We start from the raw sequence: 17,010 nt of genomic DNA on the forward strand, positions 1-17,010 counted from the left end.
CTGATTCCTGATCCCTCCTACACGTTAAACGGCATTTTCCTGATCCTGTTTCCTGTAGCGGCGAAAATCGCGTTGGCAACGGCAGGGGCTATCGGCGGAAGACCGGGTTCGCCAAGACCGGTAGGCGGGTTATCCGTTTGCATAAATTTAACGACGATCTCGAACGGCGTTTCGTTCATACGGGCAAATTTATAATTATGAAAGTTTGTTTGCTCGGTAGCTCCTTTGTCGAAAGTGATCTCGCTGTGTAAAGCATGGCTTAAACCGTCGATAATAGCGCCTTCGATCTGGCCTTCGGCGCCGCTCAGGTTCACCACGCGGCCGCAATTTACGGCACAGTACACTTTGGTAACGCGTGGTTTGCCGTTAAACAACTTCACTTCCGCTACCTGCGCCACATAGGTGCTGAACGAAAAGTGTGCAGCAAATCCCTGGAACACCCCTTTCGGGCTCTTTCCCCAGCTGCTCATTTCAGCCACCAGGCTGATCACGCCTTTTAACTTATCCGCATCGTAACCGGGTTGTCCTACCGGGGAGCTCTTCGCTTTGTCCAGCAGTTCCAGCCGGAGCTGTACCGGGTCTTTTTTCATCGCCCGTGCGATCTCGTCCATGAAGCTTTCGTCTGCAAAAGCTACGGCGTTGCTGGTTGGCGCGCGCCACGGGCCGGTAGCGATGTTCGACTGCAGGTTATGGTTATCTGCACGAAAGTTCGGGATCGCAGCCGCAGGGAAGCCATTCGCTACCGACGACCTGCCCGAGTTGAGTGCCGCACTGGTAATGTGCCATGCGGCTAACTGGTTATCAGGGCCAATAGCGGCGCGGTAGCTAAACATTCCGCTGGGGCGATAAAAATCACCCTGGATGTCGTCTTCACGCGTCCATAACATTTGCACGGGCGCTTTAGCCGCCGCGGAGATCAGGGCAGCTTCTACGCCGTTGTCAGGGCGCAATTTTCGTCCGAAGCCTCCACCCTGCCTGGGCATGGCCAGCGTTACGTTTTCCTGCGGGATCCCAAGCTCCCTGGCTACCTCTCCCCGCATATTGCCGGGCACCTGCGTAGGGCCGAACAGTTCCGCCTTGCCCCCGCTTACATGCGCGAAAAAGTTAGTCGGCTCCATGGGCGAATGCGACAGGGCAGGCACCTCGTATACCGCTTCCAGCACGTTAGCGGCAGCGGCCATGGCTTCATCTACGTTACCATCGTTGCGAACGGGTTTCTCCGTCCGCTTTTTCATCAGGTCTTTGTAGTTCACCTCGTGCTCGGTGGTGCTTTCCAGCTTGCCGGCATCCTCCCACACGGCTTTCAGGGCTTCTTTGCCTTTCTTCGCGGCCCAGGTACAATCTGCCAGCACGGCGACCACGTTCTTTACACGTACTACATTTTTTACGCCGGTTACTTTACGCGTTTCTGTGTCGTCGAAAGATTTCAGCACCTTGCCAAAAGCGGGGGGACGCACCACCATGGCGTACAGCATTCCCTCGCGACGCGTATCTATGCCGTACAGGGGTTTACCGGTAATAATTTTCTTATTGTCGATGTTCCGCACACGTGTGCCTATGATCTTAAAATCTTTAGGGTCCTTTAATGTGACCTCTGCCGGAACAGGCATGGATGCCGCCTTGGCGGAAAGTTCGCCGTAGCTGGCTTTTTTGCCGCTTGTTTTATGTAATACGGCGCCGTCCTCGGCTATGCATTCAGTTACGGGCACGTTCCAGTTTTGTGCGGCCGCGTTGATGAGCATCACGCGGGCGGTAGCCCCCGCTTTGCGGATGTCGGTAAACCTGCCGCGGATGGCGCCGCTGCCTCCCGCGCTTTGCGAACCGTATTTCGACGGGTCCAGCGGGGCCATGTCGACCACGATCTTGTCCCAGCCAACACTCAATTCCTCGGCCAGGATCATCGGCAGGGCCGTTTTAATTCCCTGCCCGATTTCCGGGTTCGGCGACATCAGGGTGATCAACCCCGCCGAATCGATAGACAGGTACGCATTGGGCGCAAACACTGCGTCGCCAATGCCCGCTGCCCGGGCGCCCCCGCTTAAATGGAAGCCGAGCAGCATGCTGCTTCCGGCGATCGACGTAACTTTCAAAAAGTGACGACGGGAAACTGCCTGTGTGCTCATCGCTTAACCCCCTTCTTTGCCGCCAGGTGAATCGCTTTCCGCATGCGGAAATGGGTACCGCAACGGCATATATTGGTCATCGCCGCATCAATATCGGCATCTGTAGGACTCGGATTCCGTTTCAGCAAGGCCGCCGCCTGCATGATCTGGCCCGACTGGCAATAGCCGCATTGCGCAACATCTACCTCGTCCCAGGCAAGCTGTACCGGGTGGTCGCCTTTTTCGCTTAGCCCTTCTATGGTGGTGACCTTATTGGCGCCAACCTGCGACACCGGTAACAGGCACGAACGCGTTGCCGTTCCATTTAAGTGGACCGTGCAGGCTCCACATTGCGCAAGCCCGCAGCCAAACTTGGTTCCCACGAGGTTTAAATGATCGCGCAGCACCCATAACAAAGGGGTGTCGGCATCTACATCAACAGACATTGCTTTGTTGTTGACAGACAGGTTAAACTTTGCCATCAGGTTTATTTAGTTTATCAAATATAATATTTAATGGTCATCTGCGGCAGGCATGTCCGTGCAGCCGGGCGCCCGCACAAAAAAATTACACCGCACCCGTATCATTCACTCACCACGAGCGCCAGCTTTTTATTAGCGGGGTCGATGGCAATGCGGGTAATGCCTTTCAGGAAAGGGTAATTCCCGGTTTTAATTTCCTGCCAGCCGGCAGCGCTTCCGGGCTTGCGCCAGAAAAGCTTTTGCCCGTCGCTCATGATCACTGTGCCGTCTTTCGTCCAGGTGAGGTCTTCTTTACCTGGCAGCGAGGGCATCAGCTCCGTTATTTTATAGGTCGCCATATCCAGGCGCATGATCTTCCATGCATCCTTTTCCCTTTTTGAGACGAAGCTTATGGCCCGCTGCCCGGGGACCCGGTGCAGGGACCGCCCGATAGCCGTGGTAATTATCGTGTCCTTTTTTGTAGGTACGTCGTAAACCCGCAGGGCGCTGGTATCGCCGGCCTCCAGCGTAAACAGTACCAGTTTGGTATTATTTATCCACGCGTGGTATCCCACCGTTAAGTTATTGATGATCACCGAGGGAAAGCCTCCTTTTACAGGAAACTTCGCGAGGTCCTGCACGCCGTTTTCCCGCTGGATGATGCACGAAATGAACCGCTTATCGGGCGTGACCGTGGGAGAGAATTCGCTTTCGCGCGAACGCGCAAGGATGCCTGCGTTGCCGGTTTTATAATTGTAGGTATGGATGTCCGTATGCCCGGTGGTATCCATCGACGCATAATACACCAGATCACGGGAGCTGTAAAACGAAGGCTGGTTATCATAGCCTGGCCGGTTAGTGATATTTATGGGGTTGCTTAATGCAGGCACACCGTGAACAACGGAAAGATCGAACAGGTAGATCTCAGAGCCTGCCTGGCCATGAAGCGCAGCCGGTGCGAGCAATAAAAAGAAAAGGCAGGGATAAAATTTCATGTTATCGGGCGGCCGGTTATGGCCGATGGCTCAAGATAGCAATTTATGGGAAGAAATTCCGGTCGATCCGGGCCACCATCCTTACCAGCAGGTCGCGCACCACGGCCGCCGTCACCTGGTTTGCACCATAATACTCTTTGGATAGTGTGCGGTACGAAAAATCATCCTGCCGCTTTGACCGGTAGTTACGCACGGTAAACTTAAGCAGTTGGGTTACCGAGCAGGCGCGGAACAGCCCTTCGTCGGCCTGCAGCTTTACAAACAGGGCAAGCTGCGCAACGGAAAAATTCAGGGCGAGCTTGGTACCGGGCTCGTCGCGGACCGGCTGAAACAACCCGCATACCAGCGTGTTCACGAACAATTCGTGCAGAGTTTCCAGCGCACTTTCGCGGACCGAAGGGCGACCAGGGCAGCAGGCGCGTGAACTAAGCGGCGATTTGCGGAGCTTAGTTGCCTTATCGGCGATGGCGGCCAGGCGCAGCGACGCATCGGGAATGGCATCGACCGCTGCCTGCAGTTTCGACTGGTAAAAGGCAATGAAAGGCGACGTATTAAAATTCATACGGAGGAGCAGGTCGGTCAACCCTGTTTCGGGATCGCAGTGCGGCCGGTCCTGGAAAAAAGCATCGATCGCAGCCGATAATTCCGCATGGTAGCCGCGGGCGTTTACGGAGGACTTACCAGTTTTGTAACCTGAAAAATAACTTGAAATAACATTGAAAAAAGCAGGCGAAAGATTACTGCTGGTAAGCTTAGTCCCGATCCCGGTATCGTTCATGTGCATCGGCTTTGTTTATCTGAGCGAAATCATGGTTCGCTGAAAATCAAACTAGGGGTATCTCAACGGATTTTTCCATTTTTTACACCACCATTTAGTTTAGATAGACCAATTTTACTTTCCACTATCTGAACATACATACCCTTGTTCTTTTCAGGAAATTCAAAAGCGAAACAGGTACGTAATTTTTATCTAAATTATTTCGCCTGAATATCAACCGATTGTGAAATAATTATGCATTATGTGTGAAATATTCTTGCACTTAAGCATAATAATTGCAATATTTATACCATTACATTTCTTAAATAATCTAATTCTCGTAAGAGATAAATAACTAAAACGAAGCCGGCTTTAGTTAGGTCTCATTTCTGCGAACAGTTCTATTTATTGATATGAAACCGGTCAACATCCATTTCAGCAGCAGCGCGTTCCCTCGCGCCGGTACGCCTTCCCGCATTTCTTTGCAGGATTGGACGCTGCTTATTTCGCCGCCTGAGTAGCCTGGTTTTCATCACAATTTTTCTTTCTTATCTATTTCTAAAAACGCACGGCAATGAATCTAAAAACTTGCTTTACAGCGCCATTGCGCGCTGTGAGATCATTATACAATTGTCTAAAAAGACCATCACTAAGATATTTCCTGGTATCAGCCGTTTTCCTGTTAGGTTCCATACGCTTAACCGCACAACAGGAATTAACCGGCATCAGGGTAGGCGGGAAAGTTCCGGACATTGCACTCACGGGGCTCCGGAACTATTCTTCGCCTGACATTAAGCTTTCCGAGTTCCGGGGAAAGCTGCTGATCATCGATTTCTGGGCGTCCTGGTGCTCGCCTTGTTTATCGATGATCCCGAAGATAGACAGTTTACAAAAGGAGTTCACGGGGAAGGTGCAGTTCCTGGCCGTAACTTATGAAAAGGAAAGCGTGGCTAAGCCTTTCGCAGAGCGGATGAGAAAGCGGGTGCCGTCGCCGGTGCCGGAGCTCTATGAAGATAAAGCGCTGCACAACCTTTTCCCGCACCGGGAGCTGCCGCACTACGTGTGGATAGATGGGGCAGGAACGGTGCTGGCGATCACGGGGTTTACAGATGTGAATAAGAATAACATTGAGAAGATGTTGACGGGGGCACCGGGGCTGAGGACTAAAAGAGATTACTACACTAAATATGACCGATCGAAGCCGTTATTCATAGAAAATAACGGGGGCGGTGGCTCCACCGTGATCGGACGCTCCCTGTTGGCCGGATTTATACCGGGACTAAACTCGGGCAGCAGTGCTCCTGATAAACTTCATGATACGCTTCCTTTTTTAAAGATCACCTGCAGGAATACTACTATCCCAAAACTATTTGAGCTTGCCTATGGTGAAGGGAAAATCATGCATGCGAGAGTGATGCTAAATGTAAAGGACTCCGCGCGGGTTAAATTTCCCGAATCTGCGGATGCCGCTGTCAAAGAAAAATGGGTGGCTGAAAACGCTTATTGCTACGAACTTTGGGGACCTAAAAACACGGCTGGTTACGGCTTTGAACTTATGCGGCAAGACCTTAACCGGTATTTTCCTGATTACTCAGCAAAAATGGAAAAGAGAAGCGTCACTTGCCTCGCCCTGGTGAGAACGTCAAAAGAGGACAAATTAACCACCAAAGGCGAGGAGCCCGCCGTAACGGCAGACAGATTTGGTTGTACGCTCACCAATACCTTTCTCAGTCACCTGATAACAAGACTTGACTTTTACTACCTGCAAAACTTACCGTATCCCATCGTAAATGATACCGGTTTTACCGGCCGGGTCGATCTTAAAATAAATGGAAATCTCGGGAACCTGGAAGCGGTCAACCGCGAGCTCGCCAAATATGATGTAACCTTCACTAAAAAAGAACTGGAAATAGATGTATTAGTTATCTCCGACAAGAATTAGTCACCCCTAAATTTTCTTAGCATGAAACGATCTTTATCACTAATTATAGTGTGTGTGGCCGGCCTTTTGCCTGTACTGGCACAGCAGCAGCTTAAGGGCAGGGTAACCACCACCGAATCCATTCCCCTGGCCGGAGCTTCCGTTAGGCTTACAGGCAGCCCCGTCGCCACGACCAGCGACTCCACAGGAACGTTTACTCTCCCGGTTTCAGGCACAACGGCAACGTTATCGGTCTCCTACATTGGCTACTCCGTTAAAACGACGACAGTAACGTTACCGGTTACACGTTTGCTTATCATTGCGCTGGAGCCCGCGGCTAACCAGCTCAAGGAAGTTGTGGTATCTACCGGCTACCAGCAAATCTCCGCAGAACGTGCGGCGGGCTCGTTTGTGCAGGTAGACAATGCGTTGCTGAACCGCAGCATAAGCACGAATATTCTCGACAGGCTGCAGGATGTGGTGCCGGGACTGGTGTTTAATCGCTACCGCGGAGCGAAGAGCGACATCAGCATCAGGGGGTCGAGTACCATATTTTCCAATGCGGAGCCGCTGATCGTGGTCGACAATTTCCCTTACGAAGGGGATATGGATAATATCAACCCTTCAGATGTGGAAAGTATTACGGTATTGAAAGACGCGGCCGCGGCATCCATCTGGGGCTCGCGGGCGGGAAACGGCGTGATTGTGATCACCACCAAAAAAGGCGGCTATAACAAGGCCGCAAAGATCAGCTTCAACTCCAATTTTACGACGACGGACAAGCGGGATCAATTCTACGTAAGCCGGATGTCGAGCGCAGATTTCGTAGACATTGAAAAGCTCCTTTTCAGCAGGGGATATTACACAGCGATGGAAACCGCCGTGGCTAAAACAGCGCTCTCTCCGGTGGTCGAGCTGCTGATCGCCAGGCGCGACGGCAAGCTGTCCGCAACTGAAGCCGACCGCCAGATAGACCTCTTAAAGGAACATGACGTACGCAGCGATCTCGATAAATACTTCTTTCGCAACACTTTCAGGCAGCAGCATGCACTGAACATTTCGGGAGGAAGTGAATTCCAGCGGTACTATATATCCGGCGGCTACGATAAGAATAAGGAAACCAATATCGGCAACGAATACTCGCGCGTTACCCTGAATGCGACGAACACTTATTCGCTGATGAACAAGAAACTGGATGTTACCGCAGGGCTCTATTACACCAGCGGTCTTACCACTACCAATGGCTCACCGATCATTACCACCCTGACAGCCATGAACTATCCTTACAGCCGCCTGGCAGACGAAAACGGTAATCCGCTCACGGTTACCCGCAGTTACCGGGCTTCCCTGAACGCTGCCGCAGCTGCACAGGGTTTGCTGAACTGGGAATACAAGCCATTAGCGGAACTTTACGCCAACGACAACAACAGCAAGACCACGGACTACCGGGCGAATATTTCGCTAAAATACCGGCTTCCTGCCGGGCTTTCCGCCGAGGGAATTTATCAATACTGGAAAGGCGGGGTCGAAGAGCGCAACCTGCGGGGAACAGCGCTATGGACCACCCGCGACCTGATCAACAAGGTAACCATCGTAAATGCCGACGGTACGTTAACACGCCCTGTCCCGGTAGGCGCCATACTCGAAATGGGTAACGTTTCTTCGTATACCCACACGGCCCGCGGGCAATTAAACTATTCGTTCTCTCATCATGACCACGAAGTGACGGCGCTCGCCGGCGGAGAGGTGAAGAACAATGAAGGCAGCTCGCGTTACAACACGACCTATGGCTATGACGACGTGCACGCATTGGGAAGCGTGGTCGACTATGTAACTTCGTTTAAATCGTACACCAATTCAGCGTCGACGCTTAAAATCCCTTTTGATGACGTGTTTAAGGAAACTACGGACCGGTTCATCTCCTGGTTCGGAAATGCGGGGTACACGTTCAGGAAAAAGTACACGGTAACGGGCAGCGCACGGTTCGACCAGAGCAACATTTTCGGGGTGAACACCAACCAGAAAGGTGTCCCGCTATGGTCTGCAGGCGCGATCTGGAACATTTCCGACGAAGGATTTTACAAATCCGGGCTGGTCCCTTCCCTGAGATTAAGGCTCACCTACGGTTATAGCGGGAACGTAAACAAATCGCTTACCGCCTATACCACCGTGAACTACAACAACGGCGCCTCATCGCTTACGCGGTTACCTTTTGCCACCCTCAACAGCGCCCCTAACCCTGAACTAAGATGGGAGCGCGTGAAGATCATGAATGCAGCGGTTGATTTCACACTTAAAAACAGTCTCCTGTCCGGATCCCTGGAGATTTACCGGAAACTTGGGTACGACCTGATCGGCGATGCACCCTTCCCTCCTTCTACAGGCATCAGCAACTTTCGCGGCAACGTAGCAAACACCAGCGGGAACGGCGCAGATCTTAACCTGACCTCCAAAATCCCCGCGGGAAGTTTTAATTGGCAGGGCAACTTTTTTATGAGCTACATCAAAGAGCGGATCACCAAATACCTGGTAGCGTCTTCCGGTTCACTGTATGTAACCAACGGCGACGGCGGCAGCGGCACCATCGCACCGTTTGAAGGTAAACCGCTTTATGCAGTATACAGTTACCAATGGGGCGGTCTCGATCCGGCAAACGGTGATCCGCGTGGTTACCTGGACGGCGTGCTGAGCAAAGACTACGTGAAGATCATCTCGTCTTCCACCCCGGCAAATATTATTTATCACGGGCCGGTAAATCCCGTGGTATACGGCGCATTCCGCAACACGGTAAATTATAAAAGCATTTCGCTCTCGGCAAACTTGAGTTACCGGTTAGGGTATTATTTCAAGCGGCCAACCGTGAGTTACACGGTACTGTATGGCGCCGGCGTGAGCAGGTCAGACTATGCATTGAGGTGGCAGAAACCCGGTGACGAGGCATTTACAACTATCCCCTCTATGCCAGCGGCCGCCAACAGCAACCGGGATTCCTTTTTCGCACATTCGTCGGTAAACGTGGAAAAGGGAGATCATGTCCGCTTACAGGACGTGCGGCTAAGCTATAATCTTCCTAAACTGAAGCTGAGAAAATTAGCGCTTTCCGGGGGCCAGTTCTTTGCCTATGCGAGTAACCTTGGCGTGTTATGGAAAGCGACAAAAAGCAACTACGACCCGGATTACATTAATGTCGCCCCGCTGCCGCGAAGTATTGCCGGGGGATTCAGGGCAGATTTCTAACCAATCATTTAACAGACACATGAAAAAGATCATACAACTAATCGGCCTGGGAGCAGCGGTATTGTTCGTGTCCGCCTGCGGGAAGGACTTTCTCGACAAACGAGCAGACAAAGCATTGCTCGTACCTCAAAACATCTCCGATTTCCAGGCGATGCTGGACAACTACCCGCTGATGAACACAACACCCATCCAGGGCGAAATTGCCTCGGACGACAATTACACTACCGAAGCCGGTTACCTCGGTTTAACCAGCCAGACCGAAAAAAGCGCTTATACCTGGTCTAAAGAGCCTGTTCCAGGGTTTATCGGGGATTGGACCAACATGTACATCCATGTAAAGTATGCCAACATCGTGTTAGAAGGGTTGGAAAAAATTGAACAAACACCGCAAAATCAACTGGAATACAACCTCGCTAAAGGCACCGCGCTGTTCTTCCGGGCGCAATCATTTTATGAGATGGCGCAGATCTTTGCAGAACCTTATGTAGAAGCTAAAGCGGATAAAACCCCGGGAATTCCCCTTGTAATGGTGTCTGACGTAAACGTGAGGGAAGGAAGAGGAACGCTCCGGCAAACTTATGACCGGGTAATTGCCGACCTTACAGATGCCGCCGGCGTACTCCCGGTCACCGTTCCCGTTAAGAGCCGGCCATGCAAAGGCGCTGCACTCGCGTTGCTGGCCAGGACGTATCTAACGATGGGCAACTACGAAAAAGCGTTGAGTTTTGCCACGTCATGCCTCGCGCTTCAATCTAAATTAATCGATTATAGCACACTGAACGCTGCCTCGACAAGACCGTTTCCTGCGGTATTGCCCTATGCAAATGACGAGGTATTGTACTACTCGTGCTTTCTCAGCTATAGTTTCACCGCAAATACTACTACGATGGTGGATTCTACGCTGTACCGGTCGTACAATTCAAACGATCTGCGAAAAGTAATTTTCTTTAATGATCGCGGAAAGGGGGTGATCACTTTCAAGGGCGCTTATTCCGGGAGCGGGTTCTCTAATCATTTTACCGGTATGACCACGGACGAAGTTTACCTGGTCCGTTCGGAATGTTATGCACGTAAAGGCGACGCAGTGAACGCGCTGGCCGACCTGAACACCTTGCTGGTTACGCGCTTCAAGAAAGGCACCTATGTTCCGTACACCGCCAGTACCGCTGAAGCTGCGTTGAACATTATTTTAACTGAACGGAGAAAACAACTCTTATTCAGGGGATTGAGATGGACCGACCTGCGAAGGTTGAACCTGGAACTGTCCCGCGCGATCACACTTAAGCGAATACTTGGAACGCAAACGTACATGCTGCCGCCAAATGATCCGCGGTATGTGTTTCTCATTCCCCAAGACGAGCTGGCCGGAAATAGCATCGCGCAAAACCCGAGGTAAAATTGCCGCTCCTGCATGACTAACAGGAGCGGCGATCGGGTTACTGGATCTCCACGATGGTATACACCCCATGCTCAGTGTTTGCCTGGGATGACGGGTCCTGGTTAGGATCGGTAGTGAACTCAGCGGTACATTCTTTTGCCGGGTTCAGGTCGCACCGGTAGGTGTAACCTTCTTCGATCTCGGAAACCTGCTCCCATTGTTCAGCTGACTGATTGTAACCGTACAGTTCACCGGTCTTTTCCGCCTTAAAGCTTTGCGTGGTCAATGCCAATCCCAAACCCAGTGCAAGGGCCATGATGCCCGAAGGAAATTTTAAAGTTTTCATACTGTTAAAAAATTAAAAGAATTAAAAAATGACGCTTACTCTTTTCGCAGGTTTTCAGCTTTCCCCTGTTGGATCAGGAATGTGGATAAGCGGGCTTCCCGCTCTTGCTCCCGGATATTTTGAACAGGCAGATGGCAGTGAATGCCAGTACCAGGAAAAACAGGTTAAATACGAGGTGCACCCGCCAGCTCATGGCGCTGAGAATGCCGCCGCAGGAACAGGGAACCCGGTCGAATACCCGGCACATCACCAGGATAATGTAGCCGGTAAAAACGGCCATCAGCACCGACGAGAGGTAAAGGCCCTGTTTGCGGGTACGGGCAGCCGACAGGAGCCCGGCAGCAACCAGCTCGGTAACGGGCACCAGCCATACCAGTATCCCGGAGAGCCAGAATGGGAACAGCTGGTTAAGCATCTGCTGGCGGGCCTGGGAATAATCGGCCAGCTTGGAGAGCGCAGCATAAGTCCACAACAAAATGAGCAGGAAACAAGCGGCGTTTACCACGATCTCGGGAAAAACGGCACGACGGGCAGGATAATCAGGCATACGTCAGGGTTTGATACCACAAAGTAACTCTCCCCAACAATGAGCAAACAGTGGTAAAAAGGTATAACCCGCAGCAAGCAACCATGAACTATCATTTCCTGCCCGAACTGGTGATGCGCAGCCCCGCTATCAGCTATGCGAACTACTCGCTGGCATATGCGGAGGCGCTCTGCCGCACGGACTTCTTTAAATCGGCGATACTGCTCGCCAGCGAAAGCTTTTACCAGGAGCTGGAGAAAAACCGTTTCGAGATGAGCCTGCTTAACAGCGCCCAGCGAATCACGTTGATGAAATACGTAAACCGCATGTGCTTCAGGCCAACACCTTTCGGGCTGTTCTCCGGGTTTTCCGTGCTGCAATGGGGAGTGCAAGAAGGCCCGGTCACTATTAAAGCGCCATTCGGAAAGGTGCACCTGCATGCCGATCATGGGCTATCGGCAGCGCTCGGTAAGATACTCAAAAGCAGGCTCAAACCGTTCGCACAATACCGCGTTAACCCGACGATTTATACCCCGGGACAGGAATACCGGTATTTGTTTGCACAAAAGGTACAGGGTAAAAGCCGCTACCAGTTTAACCTGGATTCCTTTGCACGCAATCCGCTGATCCGGGGCATATTAAGCTTCTGCAGCGGGTATCGCACTACCCGGGAAATTACGGCCTTTATTTGCGAAAAAGCCGGCTGCAGCGAACAGGAGGCGATGGATTATATCGATTCGCTGGCTGCTAAACAGGTACTGGAAAGCGCTGACGATCAACCGATAACCGGCGATTCCTATGAGATCTCCCTACTTGTAAAATGCCGGGACCTGGGTATCGCCGGCAGCGACATCGACAACATACAAACACTTACCACCTTGTTATACGGTCATCACTTGCCTGATAAGGCGCTTACGGCACGAATAGCGGATAAACTTTCTGCTTCAGGGCTGGATGTACCGGGTAAAGGATGCTTTTACAGCGCCTATGAGCACCAGGTAATGAACCCGGTACTGGATCAATCGATACTGGCCTCCGTAAAAAGCGGTATCCGATGCCTCGACCGGCTGCTGCCCGCCCCGGAGATCAACCCGGCAATAGAACGGTTTAAAGAGGCATTTCAGCAAAAGTTCGAAGGCAGGACCATACCGCTGCTCCTGGCGCTCGACCCGGAAGCAGGTGTGGGCTACGGGAACTCGCACGCAGTAGGTAATACCGACGAGCTCCTGGAAACCGTTCAGTTCGTAAAGGAAGACCCGGCGCCCGAGAAACTACACTGGACCGCCACCCACCGCCTGTTGTTCCAAAAATGGAAACAATATCCCAATGCGGAGAACGAACCGGCCACCATTCAACTGTCGGATGCCGACCTGATGCAGCTACCGGAGCCCACCTCCCCGTACCCTGCAGGGATTTCGGTACTGTTCCGGGTTTTTGACGACAAGGTGCTTATCGAACAGGCAGGCGGTGCAACCTCCACCGCACTGATCGGGCGTTTTTCGCTTTTCAGCGAAGAGGTGGCGTGCGTGGCGAAAACACTCGCCCGGCAGGAACAAGCCGCCAACCCCGGGATCGCCTTCGCGGAGATCGTGCACCTTTGCGATACACACGCAGATAACATCAACCGGCGTACCGTTATCCACGAGCTCGAGATCCCCGTACTTTGCCAGTCGGCCTTGCCCGCACAACAACAACTGCTGCTAAACGACCTGTTTGTCGCCGTAAAGAACAATGAGCTCGTACTTTATTCCGGGCGCTTAAAAAAGAGGGTGATCCCGCGGTTAAGCACCGCATTTAATTACCTGCGTAATGACCTGCCGCTGTTTCGATTCTTATGCGACCTGCAGTTCCAGGGACTGAAAAGCAGCTTCTCACTCGATCTCACCAGGCTCTTCCCTGGCCTTGGGTTTTACCCGCGGATAGAATACCGGCAAAGCATCCTGCACCTGGCCGCATGGCATTTCAAAGCAGCCCAGCTAACCGGCGACCAACCGGGATTTTTCAGGGAACACGGCGTGCCGCGCTACTTCTCCCTTACCAGGAATGACCATCAGCTGGTATTCGATACCGAAAACGAACAGGATGTATTGCTATTCTGGGAAACGGTTAAAAACGCAGGAAGCGTGGTACTGAAAGAATTCATCCTTGAAAAAGATGCGCTGGTAAAAGGGCAACAGGGACACCCGTTCATCAACCAGTTCCTAACTTGTGCCACCAGCAACCAACAGGTTTACCGCCCTTATACGTTCCAGTTAAAAAAGAGCGATGTTGCTAAACGTAAATTCGTACCCGGAAGCGGTTGGCTATACCTGAAAATATACTGTCACCCCAACCGTTCGAATGAAATCCTTTCCGGTTACCTGGTGCCCGCCATCGCTGGCACCGGCAAAAGCAGGGAGTGGTTTTTTGTCAGGTACCAGGACCCCTCATTTCACCTGAGGGTGCGGTTAAAAATTTCGCCGGCAGATGCAGCCCACTTTCTCGAAAAATGCAATGAACTGCTAGGCAACGCCGTAGACGGCGAACAGGTGGAAAAGATCCAAACGGACACTTACGTCCGCGAGTTGGAGCGGTACGGCGAACGCACCATCGATATCACCGAAACCCTGTTCTACCGAAGCAGCGTGCTGGTGGCAACATTCATAAAAAAATTTGAGGAGGGACGCTCGCGATATAACTACTACAGTTTTGCCCTCGTTACCGTGAACGAGCAGGTTAAGATACTATTTCCCGATGAGACGGAAAGACTCAGCTTTTTACAGCACACCTATAAGGGTTTCCTGGCCGAATATGGCCGGCAACGCGAGTTGAAAGTAAGTTTTGATCAGCTGTTCCGAAAGTTCAGGAAGGAGTTTGAAGCCGCCTTAAAAGATCAGTCTTACTTGTCGCAACTAAGACTGGGGTCGGGCTTTGCGGCGATACGCGGTTCGTTAAAACAACTCCGGAAACTTACGTCAAAGCTTCCACCGGCTGAACATATTGCACGCTACCGCGATATCCTGCACATGCATATGAACCGCATTTTCGTGCAGGATTCCCGCAAGCTCGAGCTCACCACCTACTACGTGCTGTACAAATTTACCCTGGGCGATCAGAAAGCACGCAAACGCGGCCATTAACCGCGTTTGCTTACCAGGGTCTTCAGCGATACCTGCTTCATAAACTCATCCCGGTACTTGGTGCCGATCAGGAGCATCGTCCTGTTCTTCAGGATCACCGCGCTGTTTTGTACAGAACTGATCTTACGGATATTTACGATATACGATTTATGGATCCGCATAAAATGCCGCCCCTCAAATTGCGCCTCCATCTCCTTCATGGTGAGGTAAGTCAGGTACTTGGTATCATCTAAAAAAATGGTGAGGTAATTCTGCGCGGCTTCCACGTAATTGATCTCTTCGTAGGCTACTTGTACCAGCTTTCCTTTCATCTCTACTTTTATAAAAAAGTAATCGTCACTATACTGGTTTACCGGGCTTTCGGCGGGCTGCCAAACACGGGTGACGGCCTCGATAAACCGCTCATAAGTAAAGGGCTTTAACAGGTAGTCCGTTGCCTTCAGGTCAAATGCCCGGATGGCGTGCTCGGCGTAAGCCGTCGTAAAGACCAGGGCGGTTTGCTTTGGCACCATCTTCGAAAAGTCGAGTCCCGAGATCTGCGGCATATGGATATCAACCAGCAGCAAGTCCGGCGGAGCCGATAAAATGAATGGCAACGCCTCCATCGGATTTTCTGACGAACCTGTTAATTCATAACCCGGCGTTTCTTCAATAAATTTAGACAGGAGGCTGATCGCGCGAAATTCATCGTCGATCACATAACAGGTGATTGTTTTCATGGTCTTAGGTCGATGGTCAATTTTACCTCGTAGGTAATAGGTGTGTCGACTAAAGATAACGAAAATTTCTTTGAATAATAACTCTCCAGGCGGCTTTTATTGTTAGAAATTCCTGTACCAAAACCGGCCCGGTCGAACTCTTTTTTATGGTTCACGCTTCTAAATTCAAACCGGCCATCTTTTAACGAAATGCCGATGAACGCCTTTTTACCGGGCTCCGAAAAATTACCATGATTAAACACGTTCTCCACCAGCGAGAGAATAACCAGTGGAATAATTTCGGCCTCATTGTCATCGATCCCGAAATGCGTATCGATATTCAATCGATTGTTTACCCGTAGCTGGTGAAGGTTAATCAAGTGCTGCACCTGCTCGACTTCATCAACCAGTTTTATTTTGCCTTCGGCAGAAACTTTGCTCAGCGAAAACCGCATCACGTTCGACAATAACATCACCGCTTTCGCAGCTTCGGCCGAAACCCCATACACACAATCGTACACATAATTAAGCGTATTAAACAGTAAATGAGGGCTTAACCGCGATTGCAGGAAGGCATTGCGGGTAGCCTGGATCTCCCGTTGCTGGTCTACGGTACGCGTGGCCAACCAGTAGCCGGTACTGAGGAGGAGGAAATAGACGCCGCGCCAGGCAGTTCGCACGACTGATACACTTGTAACTGCGTTAGAAATTTCAGCGCCGAGAAGGTATAAGAGTAAAACTCCTGCCAGGATTGACAACAAAACATACGCCGACAATTCCGCAAACATTAACAGGGGGACAGTAAATGCAGGCCTGGCCGTTCTTTTCACGCCCCACCTGATGATATAGATATTTGAATATACAAGAAAAACATTCACGGCATCATAAGCCAGGTAACCTGATATTTTGGAAAAATCATGTATAATGAAAAGATAGGCCGACTTCTCATATAAAAGAAAAATCAACCACCCGGCAAGATGATATTTTAAGGGAAAATCAAAAACTTTAGCGGGTTTTACCGCGGTATTCATGGAGCTATTTTTCATCATTACAAACCGTTATTTCATGTAAAACGCGCATGCGTCACAGCTCAAAAAGTTATCTTTAGATATAAATAAATATAACATGAAAACACTGTCAAAACAAAAATTAAACCTCGAAGTCAAGAGCTTATTTAAATTTGGAAAAAACGAAATCCAGGGCTATCGCAGCACTACAGACCCCGGCACCTTCACGCTAACAACTATTTCAACTGCAATTTGTGACGACACGAAATTACCCAGCGATACTTGCCCTAATTAACGTTTGATCTACACCACAAGCCCGGCACCAGCATAGTTCTTAACGATTTCACCGAAGAACTTTGCTGGCGCCGGACGTCATTTTACTGCCTTAAAGAATATTACTCAACCTCGCTCTGATTAACAGTTACCGGATTAACATCATTAATTACCTGGTTAACGCCTCACC

The 17,010-nt window shown here is 50.9% G+C and carries 13 protein-coding genes; 5 read left to right on the forward strand and 8 right to left on the reverse strand.

Annotated features, from left to right (window positions below):
• Positions 1-17 precede the first annotated feature (17 nt).
• The 4 genes from GS398_RS12210 to GS398_RS12225 form a co-directional block, all read right to left on the reverse strand.
• Positions 18-2,123, reverse strand: coding sequence for a xanthine dehydrogenase family protein molybdopterin-binding subunit (locus tag GS398_RS12210; protein WP_160907027.1), 2,106 nt, complete (start codon positions 2,121-2,123; stop codon positions 18-20).
• Entirely contained in the window at positions 2,120-2,584 is a 465-nt protein-coding gene (locus GS398_RS12215; RefSeq protein WP_160907028.1) for a (2Fe-2S)-binding protein, read from the reverse strand. Before GS398_RS12215 ends, GS398_RS12210 begins: the two co-directional genes overlap by 4 nt.
• A gap of 101 nt (positions 2,585-2,685) precedes the next feature.
• Positions 2,686-3,558: a TolB family protein gene (locus GS398_RS12220; RefSeq protein ID WP_160907029.1), complete on the reverse strand. Its 873-nt coding sequence runs from the start codon at positions 3,556-3,558 to the stop codon at positions 2,686-2,688.
• A gap of 43 nt (positions 3,559-3,601) precedes the next feature.
• Positions 3,602-4,336 (reverse strand): hypothetical protein, encoded by a 735-nt coding sequence (locus GS398_RS12225; RefSeq protein ID WP_160907030.1) that lies wholly within the window; start codon positions 4,334-4,336, stop codon positions 3,602-3,604.
• A gap of 592 nt (positions 4,337-4,928) precedes the next feature.
• Here GS398_RS12225 and GS398_RS12230 point away from each other — a divergent pair.
• Genes GS398_RS12230 through GS398_RS12240 form a run of 3 tightly spaced genes read left to right on the forward strand, consistent with a single transcriptional unit; the run spans position 4,929 to position 10,869 of the window.
• A complete protein-coding gene (locus GS398_RS12230; RefSeq protein ID WP_160907031.1) occupies positions 4,929-6,257 on the forward strand; it encodes a TlpA family protein disulfide reductase in 1,329 nt (442 codons plus the stop codon).
• A gap of 21 nt (positions 6,258-6,278) precedes the next feature.
• Positions 6,279-9,473, forward strand: coding sequence for a SusC/RagA family TonB-linked outer membrane protein (locus tag GS398_RS12235; RefSeq protein ID WP_160907032.1), 3,195 nt, complete (start codon positions 6,279-6,281; stop codon positions 9,471-9,473).
• A gap of 19 nt (positions 9,474-9,492) precedes the next feature.
• Positions 9,493-10,869: a RagB/SusD family nutrient uptake outer membrane protein gene (locus GS398_RS12240; protein WP_160907033.1), complete on the forward strand. Its 1,377-nt coding sequence runs from the start codon at positions 9,493-9,495 to the stop codon at positions 10,867-10,869.
• 40 nt (positions 10,870-10,909) lie between these two features.
• Here the strand turns inward: GS398_RS12240 and GS398_RS12245 are convergent, their stop codons facing one another.
• Both GS398_RS12245 and GS398_RS12250 read right to left on the reverse strand, forming a co-directional pair.
• The gene (locus GS398_RS12245; protein ID WP_160907034.1) at positions 10,910-11,197 is read right to left on the reverse strand and encodes a DUF6520 family protein; all 288 of its coding nucleotides are present in this window, start codon (positions 11,195-11,197) and stop codon (positions 10,910-10,912) included.
• Between the two features lie 73 nt (positions 11,198-11,270).
• Positions 11,271-11,744 (reverse strand): MauE/DoxX family redox-associated membrane protein, encoded by a 474-nt coding sequence (locus tag GS398_RS12250; RefSeq protein WP_160907035.1) that lies wholly within the window; start codon positions 11,742-11,744, stop codon positions 11,271-11,273.
• An 83-nt stretch (positions 11,745-11,827) separates the two neighbouring features.
• Here GS398_RS12250 and GS398_RS12255 point away from each other — a divergent pair, with 83 nt between their 5' ends.
• Positions 11,828-14,842, forward strand: coding sequence for a lantibiotic dehydratase (locus tag GS398_RS12255; RefSeq protein WP_160907036.1), 3,015 nt, complete (start codon positions 11,828-11,830; stop codon positions 14,840-14,842).
• On the opposite strand, the gene GS398_RS12260 is transcribed toward GS398_RS12255, so the two are convergent.
• Together GS398_RS12260 and GS398_RS12265 are read right to left on the reverse strand one after the other, a co-directional pair.
• Complete coding sequence (locus GS398_RS12260) at positions 14,839-15,561, reverse strand: LytR/AlgR family response regulator transcription factor (protein ID WP_160907037.1); 723 nt, start codon at positions 15,559-15,561, stop codon at positions 14,839-14,841. The two genes, GS398_RS12255 and GS398_RS12260, sit on opposite strands and share 4 nt — an antisense overlap.
• Positions 15,558-16,220, reverse strand: coding sequence for a sensor histidine kinase (locus GS398_RS12265; protein WP_160907038.1), 663 nt, complete (start codon positions 16,218-16,220; stop codon positions 15,558-15,560). The genes GS398_RS12260 and GS398_RS12265 overlap by 4 nt, the downstream gene beginning before the upstream one ends.
• A gap of 445 nt (positions 16,221-16,665) precedes the next feature.
• Between GS398_RS12265 and GS398_RS12270 the strand changes: the two genes are divergently transcribed.
• Positions 16,666-16,842, forward strand: coding sequence for a hypothetical protein (locus tag GS398_RS12270; RefSeq protein ID WP_160907039.1), 177 nt, complete (start codon positions 16,666-16,668; stop codon positions 16,840-16,842).
• Positions 16,843-17,010 lie beyond the last annotated feature (168 nt).

The organism is Hufsiella ginkgonis, from assembly GCF_009834915.1.
Taxonomy (GTDB): Bacteria; Bacteroidota; Bacteroidia; order Sphingobacteriales; family Sphingobacteriaceae; genus Hufsiella; species Hufsiella ginkgonis.

Bases quoted from the DNA above. Each gene is read 5' to 3' on its own strand.
- GS398_RS12235 (WP_160907032.1), top strand. From the start codon at position 6,279: ATGAAACGATCTTTATCACTAATTATAGTGTGTGTGGCCGGCCTTTTG.
- GS398_RS12210 (WP_160907027.1), bottom strand. From the start codon at position 2,123: ATGAGCACACAGGCAGTTTCCCGTCGTCACTTTTTGAAAGTTACGTCG.
- GS398_RS12245 (WP_160907034.1), bottom strand. From the start codon at position 11,197: ATGAAAACTTTAAAATTTCCTTCGGGCATCATGGCCCTTGCACTGGGT.
- GS398_RS12220 (WP_160907029.1), bottom strand. From the start codon at position 3,558: ATGAAATTTTATCCCTGCCTTTTCTTTTTATTGCTCGCACCGGCTGCG.
- GS398_RS12240 (WP_160907033.1), top strand. From the start codon at position 9,493: ATGAAAAAGATCATACAACTAATCGGCCTGGGAGCAGCGGTATTGTTC.
- GS398_RS12225 (WP_160907030.1), bottom strand. From the start codon at position 4,336: ATGAACGATACCGGGATCGGGACTAAGCTTACCAGCAGTAATCTTTCG.
- GS398_RS12270 (WP_160907039.1), top strand. From the start codon at position 16,666: ATGAAAACACTGTCAAAACAAAAATTAAACCTCGAAGTCAAGAGCTTA.
- GS398_RS12250 (WP_160907035.1), bottom strand. From the start codon at position 11,744: ATGCCTGATTATCCTGCCCGTCGTGCCGTTTTTCCCGAGATCGTGGTA.
- GS398_RS12255 (WP_160907036.1), top strand. From the start codon at position 11,828: ATGAACTATCATTTCCTGCCCGAACTGGTGATGCGCAGCCCCGCTATC.
- GS398_RS12215 (WP_160907028.1), bottom strand. From the start codon at position 2,584: ATGGCAAAGTTTAACCTGTCTGTCAACAACAAAGCAATGTCTGTTGAT.
- GS398_RS12260 (WP_160907037.1), bottom strand. From the start codon at position 15,561: ATGAAAACAATCACCTGTTATGTGATCGACGATGAATTTCGCGCGATC.